The 20,473-nt window shown below is 52.8% G+C and carries 14 protein-coding genes and 2 pseudogenes; 6 read left to right on the top strand and 10 right to left on the bottom strand.

The window, feature by feature from the left end:
* The first annotated feature begins 345 nt into the window (after positions 1–345).
* The 3 genes from ACR0K5_RS05730 to ACR0K5_RS05720 all read left to right on the top strand — a co-directional run bounded on the left by ACR0K5_RS05730 (position 346) and on the right by ACR0K5_RS05720 (position 3,842).
* Positions 346–1,392, top strand: coding sequence for an AAA family ATPase (locus ACR0K5_RS05730; RefSeq protein ID WP_480628735.1), 1,047 nt, complete (start codon positions 346–348; stop codon positions 1,390–1,392).
* A gap of 88 nt (positions 1,393–1,480) precedes the next feature.
* Positions 1,481–2,680, top strand: a complete 1,200-nt coding sequence (locus tag ACR0K5_RS05725) for a S8 family serine peptidase (protein ID WP_480628734.1) — start codon at positions 1,481–1,483, stop codon at positions 2,678–2,680.
* A complete protein-coding gene (locus ACR0K5_RS05720; protein WP_480628733.1) occupies positions 2,637–3,842 on the top strand; it encodes a S8/S53 family peptidase in 1,206 nt (401 codons plus the stop codon). Before ACR0K5_RS05725 ends, ACR0K5_RS05720 begins: the two co-directional genes overlap by 44 nt.
* Positions 3,843–4,086: 244 nt before the next feature.
* Here the strand turns inward: ACR0K5_RS05720 and ACR0K5_RS05715 are convergent, their stop codons facing one another.
* The 3 genes from ACR0K5_RS05715 to ACR0K5_RS05705 are packed head-to-tail and all read right to left on the bottom strand — an operon-like array spanning position 4,087 to position 5,134.
* Positions 4,087–4,329, bottom strand: coding sequence for a hypothetical protein (locus ACR0K5_RS05715; protein WP_480628732.1), 243 nt, complete (start codon positions 4,327–4,329; stop codon positions 4,087–4,089).
* Positions 4,330–4,349: 20 nt separating this feature from the next.
* Positions 4,350–4,700 (bottom strand): IS66 family insertion sequence element accessory protein TnpB, encoded by a 351-nt coding sequence (gene tnpB / locus ACR0K5_RS05710; protein WP_480628731.1) that lies wholly within the window; start codon positions 4,698–4,700, stop codon positions 4,350–4,352.
* On the bottom strand, positions 4,697–5,134 hold the full coding sequence (locus tag ACR0K5_RS05705) for a transposase (protein WP_480628730.1): 438 nt from the start codon (positions 5,132–5,134) through the stop codon (positions 4,697–4,699). The genes tnpB and ACR0K5_RS05705 overlap by 4 nt, the downstream gene beginning before the upstream one ends.
* 158 nt (positions 5,135–5,292) lie before the next feature.
* Here ACR0K5_RS05705 and ACR0K5_RS05700 point away from each other — a divergent pair.
* A pseudogene (locus ACR0K5_RS05700) lies at positions 5,293–5,532 on the top strand (IS5/IS1182 family transposase); the annotation flags it as partial.
* Between the two features lie 540 nt (positions 5,533–6,072).
* Here ACR0K5_RS05700 and ACR0K5_RS05695 read toward each other — a convergent pair.
* The 4 genes from ACR0K5_RS05695 to ACR0K5_RS05680 form a co-directional block, all read right to left on the bottom strand.
* Entirely contained in the window at positions 6,073–6,633 is a 561-nt protein-coding gene (locus ACR0K5_RS05695) for an adenylate/guanylate cyclase domain-containing protein (RefSeq protein ID WP_480628729.1), read from the bottom strand.
* 199 nt (positions 6,634–6,832) lie between these two features.
* Positions 6,833–7,954: a linear amide C-N hydrolase gene (locus ACR0K5_RS05690; RefSeq protein WP_480628728.1), complete on the bottom strand. Its 1,122-nt coding sequence runs from the start codon at positions 7,952–7,954 to the stop codon at positions 6,833–6,835.
* Between the two features lie 329 nt (positions 7,955–8,283).
* A complete protein-coding gene (locus ACR0K5_RS05685) occupies positions 8,284–8,562 on the bottom strand; it encodes an AzlD domain-containing protein (RefSeq protein WP_480628727.1) in 279 nt (92 codons plus the stop codon).
* 125 nt (positions 8,563–8,687) lie between these two features.
* Positions 8,688–15,350, bottom strand: a complete 6,663-nt coding sequence (locus ACR0K5_RS05680) for a hypothetical protein (protein WP_480628726.1) — start codon at positions 15,348–15,350, stop codon at positions 8,688–8,690.
* A 340-nt stretch (positions 15,351–15,690) separates the two neighbouring features.
* Between ACR0K5_RS05680 and ACR0K5_RS05675 the strand changes: the two genes are divergently transcribed.
* On the top strand, positions 15,691–16,644 hold the full coding sequence (locus ACR0K5_RS05675; RefSeq protein ID WP_480628725.1) for a winged helix-turn-helix domain-containing protein: 954 nt from the start codon (positions 15,691–15,693) through the stop codon (positions 16,642–16,644).
* Positions 16,645–16,913: 269 nt separating this feature from the next.
* Positions 16,914–17,190 (top strand): annotated as a pseudogene (locus tag ACR0K5_RS05670) (IS5/IS1182 family transposase); the annotation flags it as partial.
* Between the two features lie 69 nt (positions 17,191–17,259).
* Here ACR0K5_RS05670 and ACR0K5_RS05665 read toward each other — a convergent pair.
* The 3 genes from ACR0K5_RS05665 to ACR0K5_RS05655 form a co-directional block, all read right to left on the bottom strand.
* Positions 17,260–18,309: a tetratricopeptide repeat protein gene (locus tag ACR0K5_RS05665; RefSeq protein WP_480628724.1), complete on the bottom strand. Its 1,050-nt coding sequence runs from the start codon at positions 18,307–18,309 to the stop codon at positions 17,260–17,262.
* Positions 18,310–18,513: 204 nt separating this feature from the next.
* Entirely contained in the window at positions 18,514–18,813 is a 300-nt protein-coding gene (locus tag ACR0K5_RS05660; protein WP_480628723.1) for a hypothetical protein, read from the bottom strand.
* A gap of 6 nt (positions 18,814–18,819) precedes the next feature.
* The gene (locus ACR0K5_RS05655) at positions 18,820–20,052 is read right to left on the bottom strand and encodes a hypothetical protein (protein WP_480628722.1); all 1,233 of its coding nucleotides are present in this window, start codon (positions 20,050–20,052) and stop codon (positions 18,820–18,822) included.
* Between the last annotated feature and the right edge of the window lie 421 nt (positions 20,053–20,473).

The following is a 20,473-nucleotide window of genomic DNA, read 5'->3' as shown; positions in this document are numbered from 1 at the left end:
CAACAGAATGCCCCAATCGAGGGCAGCTTTAGACCGAACGCACCCGATGAAAATGTCAATCCTTCTTTGTTGTCGACTATGGCATTGTTCATTGCAACTCCGTTGGTTCATCGAGGGACTTTGGAGACAGTCTGTGCCATAGCAGGGTTCTCAGGCTCGGGCCTCAACCCCGGTGTGGACCAATCCTTCGTTTGCGTTTTGTTCCACTATGAGGTTAATCTGAATTGACATTACTCGCGCAGATGCATCTATGGGGCATGGAAGCAACGTGCTCCGATTTACTCGCTAATCATATTGAGCATTCCGGTCATTACCGTCTATGTTCTTGCAAACGGGGTAACCAAAATGGCACGCAGCGATCTCCTTTTGTCACTCGTTCGCGCTGGAGTATCAGGCGATCAGAATAAGCTGCGCTCGACGACTGAAGCGCTCATCGCCGAGGAACGCGCCAAAAACCATAACGTCCTGGCTGACAGAATCGAGAAGGCTCTTTCCACAATCCCTGTTGCTTCGCCTGCGCTACTAAGCTCAAAACAACTTTCTGGCGAAGAAAAGGAGGCAATCCTTGAGCTTGAGCCTAGAATCAAACTCGAAGAGTTGATCCTTCCTCTTCCTGTAAAGGAGAACGGTCGTCAACTTATTGAAGAACATATACGCGCTGATGTGCTACGTGCGCACGGTTTTGAACCCAGGCATAAAGTTCTTCTCTCAGGCCCTCCTGGCAACGGCAAAACTTCTTACGCCGAAGCGATAGCTGAAGCGCTCGGGTTACCTTTTTTTATTGTTCGCTACGATGCACTTATTGGTAGCTACTTAGGTGAAACAAATACGAGGCTCCGCAAACTGTTCGACTACGTGCGCACACGCCCGTGCGTACTATTCTTCGACGAGTTTGATGCTATTGGAAAAGAAAGAGGCGATACGCACGAGACCGGAGAAATCAAACGTGTGGTTTCTTTTTTGCTGATGCAGCTAGATCAGCTGCCTAGTTACGTAGTAACAATTGCGGCAACAAACCATGCCGAGCTACTGGACCGCGCAGTGTGGAGGCGTTTTCAAGTCCGCGCTGGCTTTCCAGCCCCCACACAATCACAGGTGAAAGCTTTTTTGGACCAGTTGATTGGAAATTGGCCGGACACGCCTAAGTTGACAACTGCCTCAATCTCAAGGAAGCTCGGTGAAGCAAGTTTCGCTGAAGTAGTTGATTTTTGTCAAAATGTTCGCCGCAGACAAATACTAGGATTAGGTGAAGTAACTGCAGACAACGCATTAAAAATTGAGCTGGATCTATGGTCCAGTAGAATAAAACCAAGGTATTTTGATGGCAGTGGATCCGAGCAAGCCGCTCCTAAGGTTGCAAACAGGAAAACCCAAAAAAAGACAAACAGGTAGTCCTGGCTACCAACCTCCTGCTCCAAGTTTTAGCGCGGAGAGGCAAGCAAGACATATAGCTCCAAAGTTTCACCGTTTAGCAGAGTTGATGGACCGCGCTGATGGTGGTCTAGAACTTCGTTCAGACCCAACCGCGCTAGCTCCAGAAAGGCTTTTAGTCTTTGAAGTTCGGCGAAACCTTTCAGATTTTGTCAATGCAGTTCGAAAAGTCCCTGGCCTGGAACTGATCGACGAAGAGGAACTCCCGGGGGACGAGGACGACAAAAACCCACTCGCTTATCTCGTTGTGCCGAACGATGCAGCGCTTAAGCAGGTCGAAGGCCTATGGAGGCGCTGGCAGCGAAGACAGCCAATGGCTCTTGGTTTTGGCCCATGGCAAGCAGTTTTCGACACCTTGCGGGATGTACGTGCTTGGGGGCCAATGGATCGAGTATCAGAGCCCGAACGCGATATACTTAAGGATGAAATCGCTGGTCGGCAGGATGACGAGTTGCTTCCGCTAGAGTTAGAACTAGTGTTTCGAAAGAGCGGCGGTTCTGCAGAACAATTTGTTTCTCAAGAAATTGAATCACTTGGTGGTATCATCGTGTCTAGGGCGCAGATCTCAGAGATTGCGTATCACGCCCTCTTGGTTGAACTGCCTATCAGGGCGGTTAAACAAATTGTTGAACTGAGCCAAGAGAGCATTGCAGGCCTCGAACCAATTCAACACATACGCCCCCAAAGCCTTGCTACGAAAGATCAGGGGACAGAGACTACTCCAATGGGAGAAACCAACGCGCCGCAAGCTTTGGGAGAGCCCATTTTGGCAGTTATTGACGGAGTACCCGTTCAACGCCACCCACTACTGGCTGCGCACGTAATTTCTGAAGATGTTTTCAGCCTGGAAGAGCAAACACCTGTCGCCGACCGTAGACACGGGACAGCCATGGCCTCCCTAATTGTTCATGGTTGCCGAAACAACCAAGAGCAACATCTTCCACGGCAGATTATTTCCGTTCCTGTAATGGGGCAGGGAGATGAATTTCCGCCAAACCGTTTAATTGTGGACGTCATATACCAAGCGATAGTCGCACTGAAGCAGGGCGAGGAGGCGTTGGCCCCACACACGACAATCGTTAACCTCTCGTTGGGTAATAAGCGTCGTCCATTTCATGGATCACTTTCACCCTGGGCAAGGCTAATTGACCGGCTTGCTTATCGATTTGGCATTCTATTCGTAGTAAGTGCGGGCAACGTACCAGATGCTATTCAAAATAGATGGGTTTACTCGCAGAACGGACTTTGAAGACGCGGAAGCGTCTGCACGTGCCATTTCAACCATCCGGTCACTGGACAACCTAAAAGCTGAAAGACGCCTGATTTCGCCAGCCGAGACTGTAAATGGTATCACCATCGGTGCTCGCAATTTTGATTGGGTCACAGATAGCTACAAGCGCGCTGCAGCTTCTAACATTGATCCTTACGAAGGTCTTTCAATCACCAATCCGTCAAGCGCATTGGGACCTGGCTTTGCAAAGTCGGTTAAACCGGAAATATTGTATCCGGGTGCGAGAGAGCTCCTAACCGTGGTACGAGCAGGCGAAAATCTGGTGGTACAACCGGTTCAACGAGCAATCAGAGCTGCCGGTTTGAAAGTAGCTGTCCCCCCTGCACACGGAAATGAAGCTCAAGAAGGTTTTTCGAACGGCACAAGCGCCGCCGCTGCTTTGGCGTCTCGGACCGCTCATCGAATTCACGACGCGCTTGAGTTCGAGTATGGGTCTGAGTTCTTGCGACTTACAAGTGGTCAACGTGCCGTACTTCTAAAGGCGTTGATGGTTCACCCTGCTTCTTGGCCAACTTCTGCAGCAACGCTGATCAAAGATATCGTAGGCCCTGCTGATGGCCGCCAACACGCTAAACAAAAAGACAATATCAGAAGGTTCCTTGGCTATGGAGCCTATAACATGGAGGACGCGATAGCATGTGCTTCCGATAGAGCCACATTTTGGACAGTTGGGGAAATCAGATCAGAACAAAATGTACCTGTTGCAGTTCCAATACCTGTGGCCTTTGGAGGGCAAGCAAAGGAACATTATCTGTCTGCAACTTTGGCATGGATGACGCCTGTAAACTCCGGGCGCCAATCCTATCGTGCGGTGCGCCTAAAGTTACTTGAACCGGTGTGGTTGGGTGATTTGGCTGTTAGCGGCAGCTCAACACAGCCAGATCAAAACCAAATGAGTAGAGGAACTGTTGCGTCACGCACTTGGATTGGTGAGCGAGCTGCAGTCGTTGGAGATAGCGAGACCGTGGATTTTGAGGTCGTGAGAATGCCTGATACCGGCTTCGAAGGTGCGGACATCACATCTTTTGCATTAGCTGTGACGATCGCTATGCCAGGGGTGAATGAAATTTATCAGCAGGTTCGAGACAGAGTGCGGCCACAACCGCGGCAACGCACCTAGCGCCGTCTGAGTTTGGGCAAAACACGTTTCTAAGAAACACTGGCAACAAGAAATACGCTTTGTCAGAGGCCAGCGCATCGTCCGGCATTTGTCCCAACACCTACGAAAGTCTTGATACACGGCTGATCTGTTTTAACGTGAATGGATCGATTCATTCATTCCTACCCACTGAGGCGAACAAATAACTTGGTTCTTGTAGGGGTTATAAACTGCCAACAAAGCGCAATACAGCGACAACTCCAAATCAACTGTCGTCCCACATATCGTCAAGGTAGCCCTTAAGATCAAAGTCCTCATCTAACTCACCAAGTGCCTCAACTCGCGTGAGAATCGGCCGAATTCGTTCAAGAAGACTCTGTTTGTCATTGAGGCTAGCGAGATGGAACTCTAGCGCGTTACGAATGATATCGTTATCGTCGGGAACACTTGTCAGTTCCCGCAATTTTTGGAGCAATTCGCCAATTTGCTCTGTCTTCTTTTGTCCCATTACCAGCGCCTAGTTTAAAATTATGCAGCAGTGGGCTTGAACGGCCTGGCACCAACTACTCGTCTCCAATCAAGGCCTTCAAAAAGCGTTTCAAACTGTGCTTTGCTCAAGGTCATCATACCGTTTCGAAGTCTTGGCCACACAAAGCCTTTGCTTTCGATGCGTTTGTACGTCATCACGAGCCCGGTTCCGTCCCAAACAATGAGTTTTAGCCGGTCCGCACGTTTTGATCGAAAAATGAACACGGCACCACTAAAAGGGTCGAGATCAAATTCGTTCAGCACAATAGACGCCAATCCATCCATACCCTTGCGAAAGTCGACAGGTTCGGTCGCTACGTAGAACTTAATATTCCCGGCTGGTGTAATCATACGTCTCCCTCAAAGGCTCGGATCAGTGTCGCCAGTTTCCCAAGTGGGTAACTGGCGGGAAATAGGACTTCGCAGCCGCCACGCTTGAAGATGATGTTTTCTGACGCGGCTGGAGCAATTTGCTCACGTGCGCTGACCTTAATCTCAGCAAACGACGGCTTGGATTTGGGTTTCAACGTGGAGTGCGGACCCAACGCTTTTTTCTCGGACGTTTTCTTCCACCTGGAGACAGTCTCGCGTTTGACACCACAAGTCTTTGCAACTTCACCGACGGACAAACGACCAGACTTCATTTGCTGCCCCATTTCATCTTTGAACCTCTTAGGCCAAAGGCGTCGACCGTCTTTCCCAACGGGAATAGAGTAACCGTAGGCGTGGAACACTTTTTCGATTTTTTGGTCACTGGCGAGCTCACCTAGAAATTGAGAATTCATGATGCCTGTATCCTTTTGGACGGATCATAAACTGCTGGGCACGGGCTCGTCAGAGGCTATCTAGGGGGTCAGATGCAACGCTTACGACTATTCGCACAAGTCTCCGTAAAAGTCGCGATGCGTCCTTACCGGCCCCTATGGATCTGGTAAAAGTAGTATATGGGACCGGTCCGAGGCTGGGTTGGCTGGTTGACTGCGAGATCGCACCGCACATTCCTGTCATTGATAAAACCGGGCACAACGAAAGGATCTGGACGCGAGCCGATTTCGAATGGGACACGGAGAACGATCAATACAACTGCCCGGAAGGCCACGCGCTCAAGCAGTTCCGCCGTAACTACTCCGACGCGAACCAAGGCCCAAACGGCAAAGGCACAGCCCGCTATCGCGCGCTGAAGGAAGTCGGCCAGCGGCAACAGCGGCAAAGAGAAACGAGATTGCCATGCTGAGGGCCAACGTAAAACTCGGATCTTTTTCAACGATTGCCCGAAAGGAACCCAGCGCTTGATTGACTACTTTCCGATCGGCGAGATTTCAATCCAATAGACCGCAAAGATGGCACTCCTCCGATGACATCTCATCGATTTTCTTGGTCGCGAGTCGCTGTCTTTCTACATCTCGAATTCGGCCAAGCACTCGACTGGCGATATCCTCTCCCACAATGTCTTGCCATTCAAAACTATTGGATAGATCTCCATCATATTTCTCGGTCCAAATCGTTTCATCGTTCTCACGGGTTGCCCTAGCTTCCAGTCTCAACCGTTGATTTCGCGCACGAAGCAAAAGGCGAAGGGAATACCCTCGACGGCCGCTCTTTTCTGTTATTGCGGATCCTAGCCGGTCAGTCGAGTACAGGTAGGTTCCTAAATCACCGGTCAAGGCATCAGCCAACTCGCGCACCTCGCCGCGGTTGTCCGAGGTTGCGACAGGTTCAATTTTCAGGCTTGAACAACTGAATTCACGGGCTTCACTGGGTGTACTCGGCTGTTGTCGATTGGTTTCGTACTGCGCGATGTACGCCTCCAAACTCGAACGGTTCGTTCGATTTTTTTAGAATCCTGGGCGCCTGCGTCATCGAAGGAAGGTGCCAGCGTCCCATCGAGACTACCATAAGCCGCCTCGGAAATCGCCACGCCACCCGGCTCGGCAAACTCCTCCAAACGTGCGGCAACATTCACGGCATCGCCGAAAATGTCTTCGTCCTCGAAAGTGACGTCACCAATGTGGACCCCTGTTCTAAGTTTGATCAATTCGTGATCGGTTAGGCGGCCCTGCAATTGTATAGCACAGCCGACCGAGTCAACGGCGCTCTCGAACACCACCAGCCAGCCGTCGCCCATGCTTTTGATGACCTTGCCACTTTGCCGTGCGACGGTTGGCCCGAATAGCTCGGCACGAAGGCTGCGCAAGGACGCGAGCATTCGCTTCTCGTCAGCCCCCATAAGGCGTGAGTAGCCTACTACATCAGCAGCAAGAATGGCGGTTAATCTGCGTTCCAAACCCTATTTATGAAACCAGAATACTATTCACTAAATACTCAATAATTCACTCCATTTGTCAGGACGTCAAATTTGACCATTTGGCTTGTCCCAGAAGATCGAGTTTCCGTCTAATGTGAGTATTGCGATCTTGACTGATACCCCAGAGACGCTCGGACGTTTTGGAATACGTTGCAAGAACGTCCGAGCAATCGCCGTTTCAGTTTGCTGGTGTTATATCGACGATTGTAGGTTCGCGGTTGCCACTTGTTTCAAAAACGATCATCTCGCCGCCCATTGCACCGAAATCGATCTGTTTCATGTCGATCATGTGGACCGTTCGGTCATACATCGTGTGATAGTAGTAAGTAAGGTTTTGGGAGTCGCTGGCCGTCGTTATCTGTGTTGCACTGTAAAGTAGATCATCCGATTGGACATCGTTCTGCGCCCCTTCGGCAGCGTCCGCCGGAATGTTGAAGTTATCCAAAATCCGGAATGCTTCACGCACTGTATCGTAACCTCCTTCGCTTGGGCGTGCAGTTTGTGAGAACGCAACCGCACGGACAAAGCGCGATGGCGGAGTGAAGTCGCCGGGCAGGCCTATCATGCCGCTACCTGCTCCCAGTGGGGCAAACGTGACTCCGCTCGCTTCAACTGATGGAAGACTAATAGCCGACAGGTTCACATAGTTGTTCAGGTTCGTCATGTGCCAATCATAATTCGGAGAGTTGGTGATGACGCCCAGCGGGGCTTCAAAAACAGTTAGTTCACCGTCGATGTATTCGACAACGATCCGCCCGCCAAATCGATCCGCAACCAGCATGTGGAAAGGGAACGGAAACCCTAGGGTTTCATCTACAACTCCAACGACACGAATGTTTTCAAGCCCTGCCTGCGCTTCCTCTACTGTTTCGAATTTCGACAGAACATAGCTGGCGAGCAAGTCTCCAGGGATTGTGTTGTCAGCCAGTTCAGGCAGGTATTTCTGATATTCTGTGAAGCCCGGCAGGTAAAACAAACCCGCCGTCAATCCTGCTTCGTTGATCCCATCAGCGGGGGCGCCATGATCCAGCATACTGATACCCACCATGCCAAAGCGACCGGTCCAGGAGGCTCCTTCCTTTCCATCCGGCATCGCACCGGCATTATAGGTGTAACCTCGTGGAATGACGTTTATCTTGGTCTCAAGATCAAACGGCCCCCACTCCGCAGTCCTTGCACGTATGATGCTGCCGTCGTCTCCCGTAAGCATGATGCCAGTGCACGCCCAAGCCATCGAAACAGAAGTAACCAGAACGATACTGGCTCGAACTGTAGTCTTCACTATTTCATTAATAATCATGTCTCGTCTCCTGCCGGAATTTAATGTGCGGATAATCAAATTCACACGTGATGAGACAAAGTTGAGGTGTCAGCGCGCGATTGGCAACTTGCCGTTTGGTCACGGGTTGGAAATCGGTGGTTTCTTACGACTTTCGTAACCAAATATCCGAGTTTTTTCCGCAGTGTCGATTATCAATTGAAACTTTGAGTCTGCTTCGGGCTATCGAGATTTCTACCCGGCTATGGGACCCGTCCGAAGAGCTGACCGCCCAATCCTTCAAAACCTGATCCCGTCATCTATTCCAGAAGCGACGGTGCTGATCTATCAAAAGGGAAGATCATGTGGGATTACGAAAGCAAGACCGTTGTCATCACCGGCGCCGCCACGGAAATCGGTAAAGAACCGCCCTCCCGCCACTCAGCCTGCGCCAGAATAGATGCGACAAGCACCGCAACGACGGGTACGGACATCGCATCTAGAAACCGTTCGACCTTACCGGACGTATCTGTGTGGCTCACCAAAATGGGCCCGGCGACACGGTTAAAAACTGTATCACCTGCAATCACCAGTATAACTAACCAAGGTGCAAGTTCAGTTGGCAACCGCGAACACTCCCCACAAGCCACCGGTCAAAGCGGCGAAGATGATGTTTCATCCCGCCGATAGCCGATCCTGTGTTGAATCAGCTGTGCAGGAGCCTTGAATTACGGGCACGATGGCTGCGGTGCTTCAGTCGCCCGGCATTACCGGATCAGAACCTCCACTTCAGGCCTGCTTTCACGAATGGGCCCTGGGCGTCGTCGCCGATTTCCTGTTCCGCTGTCAGCTCCAGCTTTATGCCGGTGTCAAAGTCCTTCTCGTACCCCACCAAAACACTCGCACCGGTGAAATCGGTCGCCGGGAATGTCAGCGCGTTGGTGTCCGAGAAAATTGTCACATCTGTGGAACCATCGCCGAGGTCACGCCGCATGACGCCGCTCAACTGGCCGATCAGCGCGCCGCCTCTGCCTAACGATTTCTCTGCCTCGATACCCAGACGAGCTTCAATCACTTCGGTGGTCGCCTTGCCCACCGTCGCGTTGGCCAGGGACCCGGTTTCGGTATAGCTGTCGTCCTCCTGACGGGTATAACGCAGGTCGCCAAAGCCCAGCAGCCCATAATTGCCTTCCACATTGAATGCTCGTTCGATACCGATATGTGCGGTCAGGAGTGTGCTGTCGTAATCCCCTTTCGCATCCGGGCTGCCGGTGATCTCGCGCGTTTTGTCGGTGGACAGGAAGCCGAATCCAAGATCCGCCTCGACGATGTAGGCGCCGAACTGGCGGCCGACGGCGACATCCAAATAGACAGCATTGGTGTCGAACGTCGTGGTGTCGCTGTCGCCATCCGCATTGAAAACGCCCAGACCAAAGGCCAACGCAAGGCCATTTTCCAGCTGACCGGAATAACCGAAGCTGCCGTTGAGTATGGTGACATCTGTGTGGTCGCCCGGGACCTGCTCGAACCGCTTGGCTTCGGCATCCACCATCACGAAGGGCCGGAACGCGTGCGCAAAGCCCGAGCCGGTGTCGCCGAAGGACAGCAGGCCTCGGGACACCTCAGCAGGCGTATTGTAACTCAGCGTTTGACCAATGCTACCGACGACGCCGCCGTAGGTCGCGATAACGTCTCCCGGAATAAACATATCGGCAGAGTCAACGCTGGCATAGATTGGGTTGGAGCCGCCTTCGTCCTCGACAAACCAGGCAGAGCCATCATCTGAAACTGTCGTCGTGAAGGTGCCAGCGTCGGTGTCTGCGTCCTCAAAAAAGAACACGTTGCTTCCGCCCTGAGCATCCAGATTCACATCGTGCCCTGCGACCCGCATGGTGCCGATCACCTGATCCTCTGTGTCAACATTCAGCGTACCGCTGCCGCCTTCCAGATAGACGGCATACGCGTCGCCACTGTCGGACGCGGCCGAGATCGTGCCTGCATCCGTGATCACACCATCGAAATCCTCGATATAGATACCAAAGGCGTCAGCCCCCGCTCCGGACGCCGTCGCGCTGATCGTCCCGCTGTTGGTGATTGCGCCGGATGTTTCGCTGATGAAGACCCCCGTTGCGACGGTGGATGCAGCGCTGGAACGCGCATTCGTCGCAACTGTATGGATCGTACCACTGTTGGTGAAATCCCCGCCAAGCGCGTCAGCAATGTGAATACCCGCCGCGCTCATGAAGGTACCGTCGCCATTGGCGATTGCGATGAGTGCGCCAGAGTTTTCGACATTGCCAGTTAGCGCACCTTCGATCGTTACAGCTTCGGCAATTGCCCCAATGCCCCTGTCAGTGCTTTGTGCAGTTGCGTTAATTGACCCTGAATTGATCAGGTCGCCGACCAAATCTGTGTTCAAGTACAATCCATTGGCGAAGGCAGAAGATCCCCCATCAACAGAAGCCGAGATTGCGCCGCTGTTGGATAGGGTGCCATTTAAGCCGCCATTGATGTTGATACCAGTTGCAACTGCGGTACCGATCCGACTGCCGGTGACGACTGCGCCGATGGTGCCGGTGTTGCCAATGTCAGAGTTAACGCCGCGGCGAACAAAGATTCCTGTCGCATCGGCGTAGAATCCACTCGTGTTCTCGACGCGGCTCATGATTGATCCAGTGTTGAGAATGCCACTGTCTGCACCCAGACTCCCGCGTATCACTAACCCTGTTGCAACAGCGGAATCTGCGCCGCCGGTGATAGCCGTCACAATTGTCCCGGAGTTTTCGAACATGCCGTTCAGATCACCGTCAAGGTAAAAGCCCCCGACTGTTGCGTCCGTCGCCGCATCGCCTTGCACATGCACCGATCCACTGTTGACAATGTCACCGGTCATGTCGTCGCCGACATACAAGCCATAGGCTTCAACCTCGCCAGACCGAGAAACCGCGCTAACCGAAATCGAGCCTGAATTCGAAAAACTGCCATCCAACGGCCCGCTGATGTGAAAACCTGACGCCCCAACCGTGGACTCTCCGTTGGCCGAGGCACTGATCGTGCCGCTGTTGGAGATATTTCCATCCATATTTCCGTTGACGACAAGACCATCGGCATAGGCCAATCCTTTGGCATTGGATGTACCGTCATCGGAAAGTGATGTTGTGATAATCGAGCCTGAGTTCGAGAAATTCCCGTTGAAGTACTCGTCGACGTAAAACCCGGCAGCTCCTGCTAACGCCTCGTGTCTACCGGCAGCCAGTCCCAGATTTTCGGCGACAGCGCTGGACGTAATCGAGCCCGAATTCGAAACATCGCCGGTTATATCGTCGCCAACATACAGGCCATACGCCTTGGCATCTTCTGTTCGATCGTTGGCAATAGCAGTGATTGAGCCGGAATTGGTGAAGTTGCCGTTCAGGTCTTCGCGCAAGTAGAATGCGCCCGCGTTCGCATCGGAAGATCCGTCGGCACGCGCAAAAACCGTTCCGGAATTGACAACATCGCCAATCACGTCGCGACGGACATACAGGCCAAAAACATCGGCCTCATCACTGGCTACATTGGTGCCAATGGTGGAAATGGAGCCGGAATTGGTGAAGCTACCTTTAAGGGTGTCAGCGATGTGGTATCCCGTTGCGCGTACGGTGGTCCCATTTGCAGCCATCGCGGAGACGCTACCGCTGTTGGAGATGTTTCCGTTCACATCGTCATTAATGAACACACCAGTGGCCTCGGCATCACCGTCCGGCGCCATTGCGGTTACCTTTATCGAACCGGAGTTGGAAAAGTCTCCGTTCAACTCGTTGCCAACGTAAAGGCCATAAGCCATGGCATCACGGCTCGCAGCACTTGCTGACACCGAGATTGAGCCTGAGTTCTGGAAACTACCATTCAGGTCATCCTTGAGGTAAAAGGCAGAGGCAGTAACACTGCCGCTGTTGGTTACCGTGGCGCTGACTGCGACTGAGCCCTGGTTTTCGATGTTTCCCTGAACGGCGCCGTCAATGATAAGTGCGGCGGCAGCCGGGTTTCGGGATGGCGGCGGGGTAAAGCCGATGTTTTGAGAAAGCGAAATGGCCGTTAGGCTGCCGGTATTTTTGACGTTGCCGATCACAGAGCTGTCAAGGTGGACCGCATAGGCCGTTGCTGACGAAAACGCGTCGGCACTTGCCGAGATCGTACCGCTGTTGGTGATGTCGCCATCAGCCACACCATCTACCCGAATCCCGGTGGCTTTTCCGGCAGCTCCACTTGCATCTGCCGTCGCCGTGATTGTCCCCGTATTGGAAAAGTCCCCAATCAGGTCGCCAGAAATATCAAGCGCATAGGCCGTCGCCGATGTCGAACCGTAGGCTTCGACATTCATAATACCACTGTTGGTGATATTGCCCGTCATTCCGGAGGAAACAGCCAGTACGTATGCCTCGGCATCTCCGGTCTGGCCGTTGGCAACAACGTTGATTGTCCCCGAGTTGCTAAAATCCCCGGACAGTCCGCCGCTGATATCAAACGCAGTTATGGTTGCCGAGGACAGGGCATTCGCACGAATATCAATTGTGCCGGTATTCGTAATACTCCCGGTCATACCGCTCAAAACATCGAGCATATACGCTTCGGCGTCTTCCGACACACTTATGGCTTCAACAGTAATCGACCCGGAATTCGTGAAACTTCCGTTCAGACCACGAGGGGCACCGAAGGCGATCGCACTTGCGTCTCCTGCGGCCGAGGCCGTCACAACCACGGTAGCAGTGTTGAAGATATCCCCACCCACCGCGTCGGACACATAAACACCATAGACTTCCGCATCTGAACTGTTGCTGACAGATTCGACTGTCAGCGATCCGGAGTTGGTTACGTTTCCGTCAAGTGCGCCGGACACATAAATCCCATAGGCCGACGCTTGTGAAGCTCCCGAACCCGATACATCCACGGTGCCAGTATTTTTGATGTTCCCGGTCATGCCGCCTGAGACGTAAAGGGCAATTGCTTCGGCCCCCCGGTTGCCTGCGACCGAAGAGACGGTGACAGATCCGGCGTTCGAAAAGTCGCCGGTCAATCCCCCGCTGACGTAAAAGGCGTTCGCATCTGCTCCGCTAGGACCAATAGCCGTCACGTCCACCGCGCTTGAATTTGTGATGTCCCCGGTCATGCCATTGCGGACATGAAACGCGCTTGCATCTGCTTGGCCACGAGTGTCGGCCAATATGGTAATCGTTCCGGAATTATCGAAGTTACCGGTCAACCCACCCTTCAGCGAAAACCCGCCCGCATCTGCGCTGGAAGCTCCGTCCGCTGTCACGCTGACGGAACCTGAGTTTGTAAGGTGACCGGTCACTAAACCATTGACAGTAAGTGCCCCCGCTGTCGCATTCCCGCTGCGGTTCGAATCCGAGTGAATTGTGATCGTTCCTGAGTTCGAAAAACCTCCGTCCAACGCACCTGTGATCTCAAAACCAAGAGCGTTGGCGTCGGAACCATTCGTTGCGCCAAGTGCCTCGACGCGTACAACACCGCTGTTTTGCAGCGTGCCAGTCATATTCCCACTGAGAGAGAATGCGGTCGCGAATGCCGAATCTCCGGCGTGAAGTGCCGATACGGTAATGGAACCTGACCCGGCATTCGTGAAATCACCGATCAGCCCGCCGGAAATGTCGAATCCATAGGCATCAACGTTTAAGTCGCCAGTGGCCGTCACATCCAGACTGCCGCTGTTGGTGATGTCGCCTTGCATCCTGCCGGAAACGAAAAGGCCAGCAGCCTCTGCGCTGGATGAATTGCTGACGCTGTCTACGGTGACTGTACCGGAGTTATCAAAGTTCCCGTCGAGCCCGTTGGACACATAGAAACCGTAGGCGCTCGCCTTCGAGTCTCCTGAACCAAAAACACCTACGGTACCGCTGTTGCCGATGTTCCCCGTCATTCCACCGCCGACATAAAGCGCGGCGGCTTCTGCTGACTGGTTCTGGGCTGTGGCCGAGACGGAAACGGACCCGGTGCCGGAGTTCGAAAAATCGCCGGTCAACTGGCCGTTGATATGAAACGCGTCCGCGTCTGCTGAAAGCCTTCCATCAGCCGTAACCGCCACGGCACCAGCATTCGCAATATTCCCATCCAAATCGCCGCCGACATTGAATGCGCCCGCGTCTGCCGACCGGCCCCGAGCTGTGGCCGAAGCGGTAACGGAGCCGGTATTCGAGAAATTACCGGTCAGCTGACCGTTGATATCAAACGCATCCGCGCCTGCTGAAAACCCGCCATCAGCCGTAACCGTCACGGCGCCAGCATTCGCAATGTTCCCATCCAAATCGCCGTCGACATTGAATGCGTCTGCGTCTGCCGACCGATCCCGGGCCGTGGCCGAAACGGTAACGGAGCTGGTGCTGGTACTCGAGAAACTGCCGGTCAGCCCGCCGCTGACGTAAAACGCATCAGCGTCTGCCGAACGCTTGCCATCAGCTGTAACCGTTACTGTGCCCGAATTCGTAATGTCCCCGTTCATACCGCCGCTGACATTGAATGCGTCTGCTTCGGCAAATAAATTGTTCTCGGCGCCAATGGTGATCGTGCCGGAATTCTCGAAACTTCCGTTGAGCCCGTCGTTGATGGCGAACCCGTCCGCATCCGCAGTGGTATTGCCAGAGGCCAATGCGTCCAGCGTTCCCGTATTCGTGATATTCCCGGTCATGCCGTCGCTGACACTGAACCCGGTGGCAATCGCCCTAAAAGCACTTGTATTCGAAGCGCTCACCGTGATCGTATTGAAGTTCGAAAAATCACCGGTATAGCCGCCATCAACGAAGATGCCATAAGCGTGGGCGTCTGTAATCCCTTTGGCCGAGGCATCGATTGTACCGCTGTTTTCAATTTTGCCCGTCACACTTTGATCGGCGTAAATCCCATAGGCGTTGGCGAGAGTGGACGTACCTGTTGCGGCAGCCGAAATGGTTCCGGTGTTGGAAAGGTATCCCGCCAACTCATCGTTAAAGAAGATGCCATACGCCTCCCTGACGATCCAATCCTCAACCTTCAGGGAAATTGTGCCATTGTTGATGACCTGTCCGGTCGATGTCACCTCGGACGAGAAATGCAGGGCCGTTGCCTGGGTTGCGCCGGAAACACTGAGATTGATCAACCCGTCATTGGTGAATGTGCTCGAGTACACAGGCGCAGCAGTAACCGCAGGAGCGCCTGTCAGCCCCACATCGACTGCCCCCGTTGACGTAATCAAATTGTCCTCGTCAATTGAGAACGTAAACGGAGTGGTTATCGGCGTTGAGATAGTCTCGGCCACTGCCAGCCCGCCGGGCAGTGCGACCGCTGACACCGAAGCCAGGAAGACAGACGGCGCAATGCTTGCGACACGCCCTTTCCATTTCACTACCCGACCGCCACGGACCACGTGGTTATTCACGTGCTTCCCAAGTTTGCTACTAATCACCGACCGATCCCCTCGGAGTTCTTTTTATATCGTTTGCCCGGCCGCTGGGCCTTTTGACCCCGACCAGTGCCACCCGTAAAAACCGGCTTGCCCCCGTAAGCCGGTGTGGTCGAAGTCATACGTTGAAATGTCCAGTATTCCTGCGACCACCTTTGCCTGCGCCGCAGAAGCTTTTTCCGGTGCCCGTTAGACGCGAGGTGGTCTGTGCTTTCTACACGCCACTCAGCTTGGGAATCTGCACTCTCAATTCCCATTTTTCTTACTTGAAGTTGAGTTCCGATATGGAATCACACAAGAATTACACTTAAACGCAGAGAAAACCGGCGAGAGGTTGAGCAGTATGAACGTCAATCCCCAATTGATCAGCTATGGGCACTGGAGTTTCGACGCTGCACGAAATTTACTTTATGTCGACGGCAAAGAGGCGCGATTACAGCGGGGGGTATTGAAGCTGCTTCAATACCTAGTTCACCGTGAGGGCGACGTGGTGACGAAAGATGAACTCATCGAAGCCGTCTGGGATGGCCGGGAGGTTTCCGATGCCGCGATATACAATCGGGTCAGCGCATTGAGAAAAGCGCTGGCTGATGACGAAGGCCCCGAGCGTTGTATTCAGTGGGAATATGGCCGGGGACTTCGTTTTGTTCGTTCCAAAGACAGTCAAATGAGAAGCTATGTTGCCAGGCCAGAGACCACGCCGGCTTTGACGCACAACATGCCAACGGCCTCTGCGGAGGCAAATGAATGCCACGAACCAGCAGAGCGCTTTATCGGCACCAGCCCGCTCAAGGACTGGCGGCATATTCTTGGAATTTACAACACGTTTTACCGAACTCCATCGTGGCCCAATGCAATCAAAGTAGGTGTGACTGTCCTGAGGGAAGTTGGCGGCCAGGTCACTGTTTGGACGTCGGAACGTGGCGAAGACCGCAAAGTCCGTACAAGGCAAAGGGCGCGCTATCTTGGCTCTGCAGTATTTGTAAACGGGCGTGTGTATGTGACGGAACAAAATTCCGAACCACCACATTCCGTGTGCCTGTCAACTCTGGATGCGCCTCATGCGTACAGACCCGATATCATGACGGGATTGATGCACGGCAGTTCATGGCGGTTGGGAGGCGCCCCATACGCCACCAGAGTGGTTTGGCGCCGTGTATCACCCGAAACCGACCTGAGGGCAGCGCTTGCAATGTCGGGACCCTATCCAGACGACACTGATCTAATCGAGCCCGCCATCCTCAAGAGCGTCGGAACCGACTGTCTGACATTTCGTGAGCAGAATACTATGCTCTAAGGATACCGGCGAACAATCGGGCTGTCGCCGCGCGTACGGACGAACCCATCCCGGGAGGTCAAAAGTCAGCGGGTCCGAGCCTTTCCAACTGAACTGGCCCACAATTGTGTTTAGGAAACAGAGGACACGATCACGATCAGGACCACCCTGTCAAAGAACCTCAATGGTGCCATCCGCCGATGGAACTCGCCTGGGTAAGTGAGATGTTGGTTGCGAGCTTTTTGAAGCTGCCTGGTTCAACCTGAGGGAAGGTCAGGCTTGGTAACCGCGTTCTTCCGGCAGATTGTTGGTACGATGGTGACCGCATTTGCAAGATCATGGACAACCGCAACGTGCTGTCGGTCATTCCTTGGCGGAAATTGCACAAGAAGCATGTTGGTGAAAAAATGGTCGCTTTATCGCCATCGCGATTTAGCGGGGCGTTGCTTAAATAAGCTGACGAATGCCCGCCGCTTCGCCACCCGATATGACAAGACTGCCCAAAGCTACCTCGGCTTCTTCGACATCACATCGACCCGCCTCTGGCCGGGCCATGTTTCAACATGACTTAGCTTGACAAAAAAACGACAAAACCTCGCGGTTAAAACTGTCTCGTATCCAATCGCTATGAACTTTCTATTTCGATTCAGAGACAGAACACGGTGACGTCGCGCCCTTGTGGTTGCAGGACGCCGCATAAGCTGTCGCTTCGAAAATCGCGCCCAGCAAGTCCAAATCCGCCTGTCCCGAGATCACGAAGCCGCCGAAACGCGACAGCGCTTCTGCGAACCGGCCTGATAGCGCCTCATTGATTGCGGCTGTTCGCTGATAAAGCGTCTTGTCCGGATAGAGCGTTTCCAGGCGGGTGCAAGCTTTGTCGGCCAGGTTGCGATTTTGGCTGGTAAGGGCAAAATTGCATCCTCGAAAAAGATACAACTCATTGGTCGGCGCCAATTCGATCGCTTCTGCAAAATCCAGTGCCGCCTCGTCTTGCTGCTGCAACCGATTATAGCTTGCAGCACGAACAAAGTGCAAAAAGGCGCGATTTTCTGTTGGTGCCTCTTGACTGCCATCCATTGCGGCATCCAGGTTTTTTACGGCCATCTCGAAGTTCTCAACATCAAAATAGAGTGTCGCGAGTTTTTCGTGACGCCGCCAATCCACTGAAGCAAGTGTTTGGCTGACTTCAATCTTCTCCAGATTTGCGATCGCTTTTTCTTGAGACCCCAACTTACGGTGCACTTCCGCTTCGGACAAAGCGATTGAAAATGAGAGATAGTCGGCCCGAACTGGGTCCATTGAGCTGTTCCAGGGGCTGTAGAGAAAGCGGCGCGCATCGCTGCAATCGCGGCGCGCAGAGGCAAAATACCCAATAATTCCATTTACTTCGCAACGTCGCCACAATAACCAGGGATCATTCGGGCGGATATCAAGCGCGGACGAAAATATGGCCAACGCTTCTCCGTGCTGACCGGAAAGCAGGTAGGCCGTACCCTGATAGCGAAGGGCACGTGCGAGTTCTTCGTCCGACAAGCTGAAATCGTGTAACACCTTGCCGACGTTTTTGAGCGCATCCTCAAAATTCTGCTCACGCAGTAGAAGCACCACCTCGTCAAGCTGGGTTTCCACATCTGCGTCTGCTGCGTTGAGGCTACTGGCTGTTATGGTCAGAAAAACTGAAGCCATAACAGCTCCGATCGTCGCCGTGAAGCACGCGCCCACCATCGTTTTAACAGTCCAAAACACCTGGCGGGCAGGGTGCAGGCGGAGGTTTGGCGCTTGCTTGCCCTGAGTGCAACGACACCACCAGGCCAAACAGTACAAGTGTCACTGCTATTGCAACGACTTGGCGTCCGGTTGTTCGAGAATACGTCATACCAAATTGTCCTCCTAGTTTTTTGCGGTGTGGGCGGGTACTGGATTAACAGCTGCGGGTTGCACGACGGGGCCTTGCACTGCGGGAGGTTCTTCTTCTGATTTCCGCGTTCCTATCCAGTCTTTCAGTAAACCGACAAATGTGCCGAAGTAGAAACCAATGATGAGCCCCCCCCAATTCTCCAGGATTGTCGGCGTTTGATCTGTGCTGACATAGGGATGCAAAATTGCTGCCCCAATGGTAAAGAGCGCAATCATGGATGACACCGTTATAACGACGACAACGACAAATCTGCGTAACCAGGGATCGTTCATGATTTCCTACTCTTCCGTTTCGCAATCATTCATTGAAATTGAAAAGTCATAGGCGCTGCGTAGGTGACTGGCTTGGACAAGCGGAATTGATCCGCTCGCCTTAGCTGTCTCTGCAAACATTACCCAAAAAAATCTGAGATCCGGGTCGCATACGATCCGTTTTCGGGTGTCGGAACTCAAACCTTGCCCTGCAGGAGCACCTGACACCTGATATAAGTACTTTTCAAAGTCCGAAAGTCCGGCCCGCCGTGAAAGTAACGAGAGATTTTCTTCAGATGCCATAAATGCGTCGATATCACTGATGCAATCGAGAAACTTCGATTGATCGATCAGCCCATATTCACACGACATTTTGTACCGCTCCTGGTGAATACCAGCGATCCGTCCGGCAGTTAAAAGTTCTTCTGCCTTTGCGATATCAATGGCCCGATCAAACGAGGATCGCGCAAGATCGTAGTAGGTGTAATCAGTATAGATCGGCTGATCGAGGTTTGGTGCTCTGGCCAACACAAACCCTAGTTCCGAAAGTACTCGGTAACGGTCAAGCGCTCCAAGCGCTTCAAAATCACGGTCGAGGTCGATACTTGCGATATCCTCGGCAATGCGTTGGTCCATGGCACCGGGTTCTTTGATCATCCGCTCGACCAGTTCGACCATCAACATAAAGTCTTCGGCATTGTGACTTCCTGCGTCTCCATCGGGTGAATTGGTCAACGCGATGGCCCAATCATACGCCTCTCTGTATGCGTCCAAGGATCTAGACGGACCATCGACCACCGCCTTGATCCGTTGAACTTGCGCGGTGTTGGATTCGAAAATCCTGAATACCGATAGGTGTTCCTTATCTACGCGTCCAAGGTGCTCAACCAAAGGGTATTCCAGCGTTCCTCTCCAGACGTCGGCAGCGAAAGTGACACGCACCACCGTAGGCAATTCCAGCGTGTCCGAAGTGTCCACAGAATACTCGGCCACCTCCATATCGAGTAACTCGTCCGAGCGCTTTTGACTTTGGAGTTTCAGTGGCTTTTGAATTTCGCTCTGCTGAAAGCTATTCACGGCCCGAGCTTTCAAACCTGCTTGAACAGCATGGGCTTCCCATGGGTAGGGCCTGACAATGTTGCCGTTGTTGTCATAGAAATAGATCGCCCCGGAAATGACTGTTTTGCGATCCTTAGCGTGCGCAACTGCCGCTCCAAATAACGCAGCAATTGTCGCTGCAAGAAAAAACAGGCGCAGCACTGGAAGTTCAATCGATATTTTTAAGCGAGTTTTCCTCATTAGATACCATTAAATCAGTGTGTTAACAGGATTCTCAAAAATCAAACTGAAAATAGGTTGTAATTTGCTTTATGAAATTCACCGTATGATAGCGCAATTTTACCATTTTTTCAATGATTGGTCGATTTTGCGAACTCAACAGGCACTGACTGCAAAGTATTCAAATACGTTTTCTGAACCTCCAAATCCGGAAACATACATCCACTACACCTACAATGTACGGGTGAGCGTATTCTTCCTCCGTTAAGCTAAAAAGTGTTCGATCATGCCAATCCCTGATGCTTTTTCAAAGTGGAGAGCATCTGATACCCGGGATCAAACCGGGCAGAATTAATCAGCAGTCCCCATGTAATTGGTCAACCCAATAAATATGCTGGCGAGT

The organism is Ruegeria sp. AB9, assembly GCF_056542585.1.
This window is presented reverse-complemented; position numbering and strand designations above follow the sequence as displayed.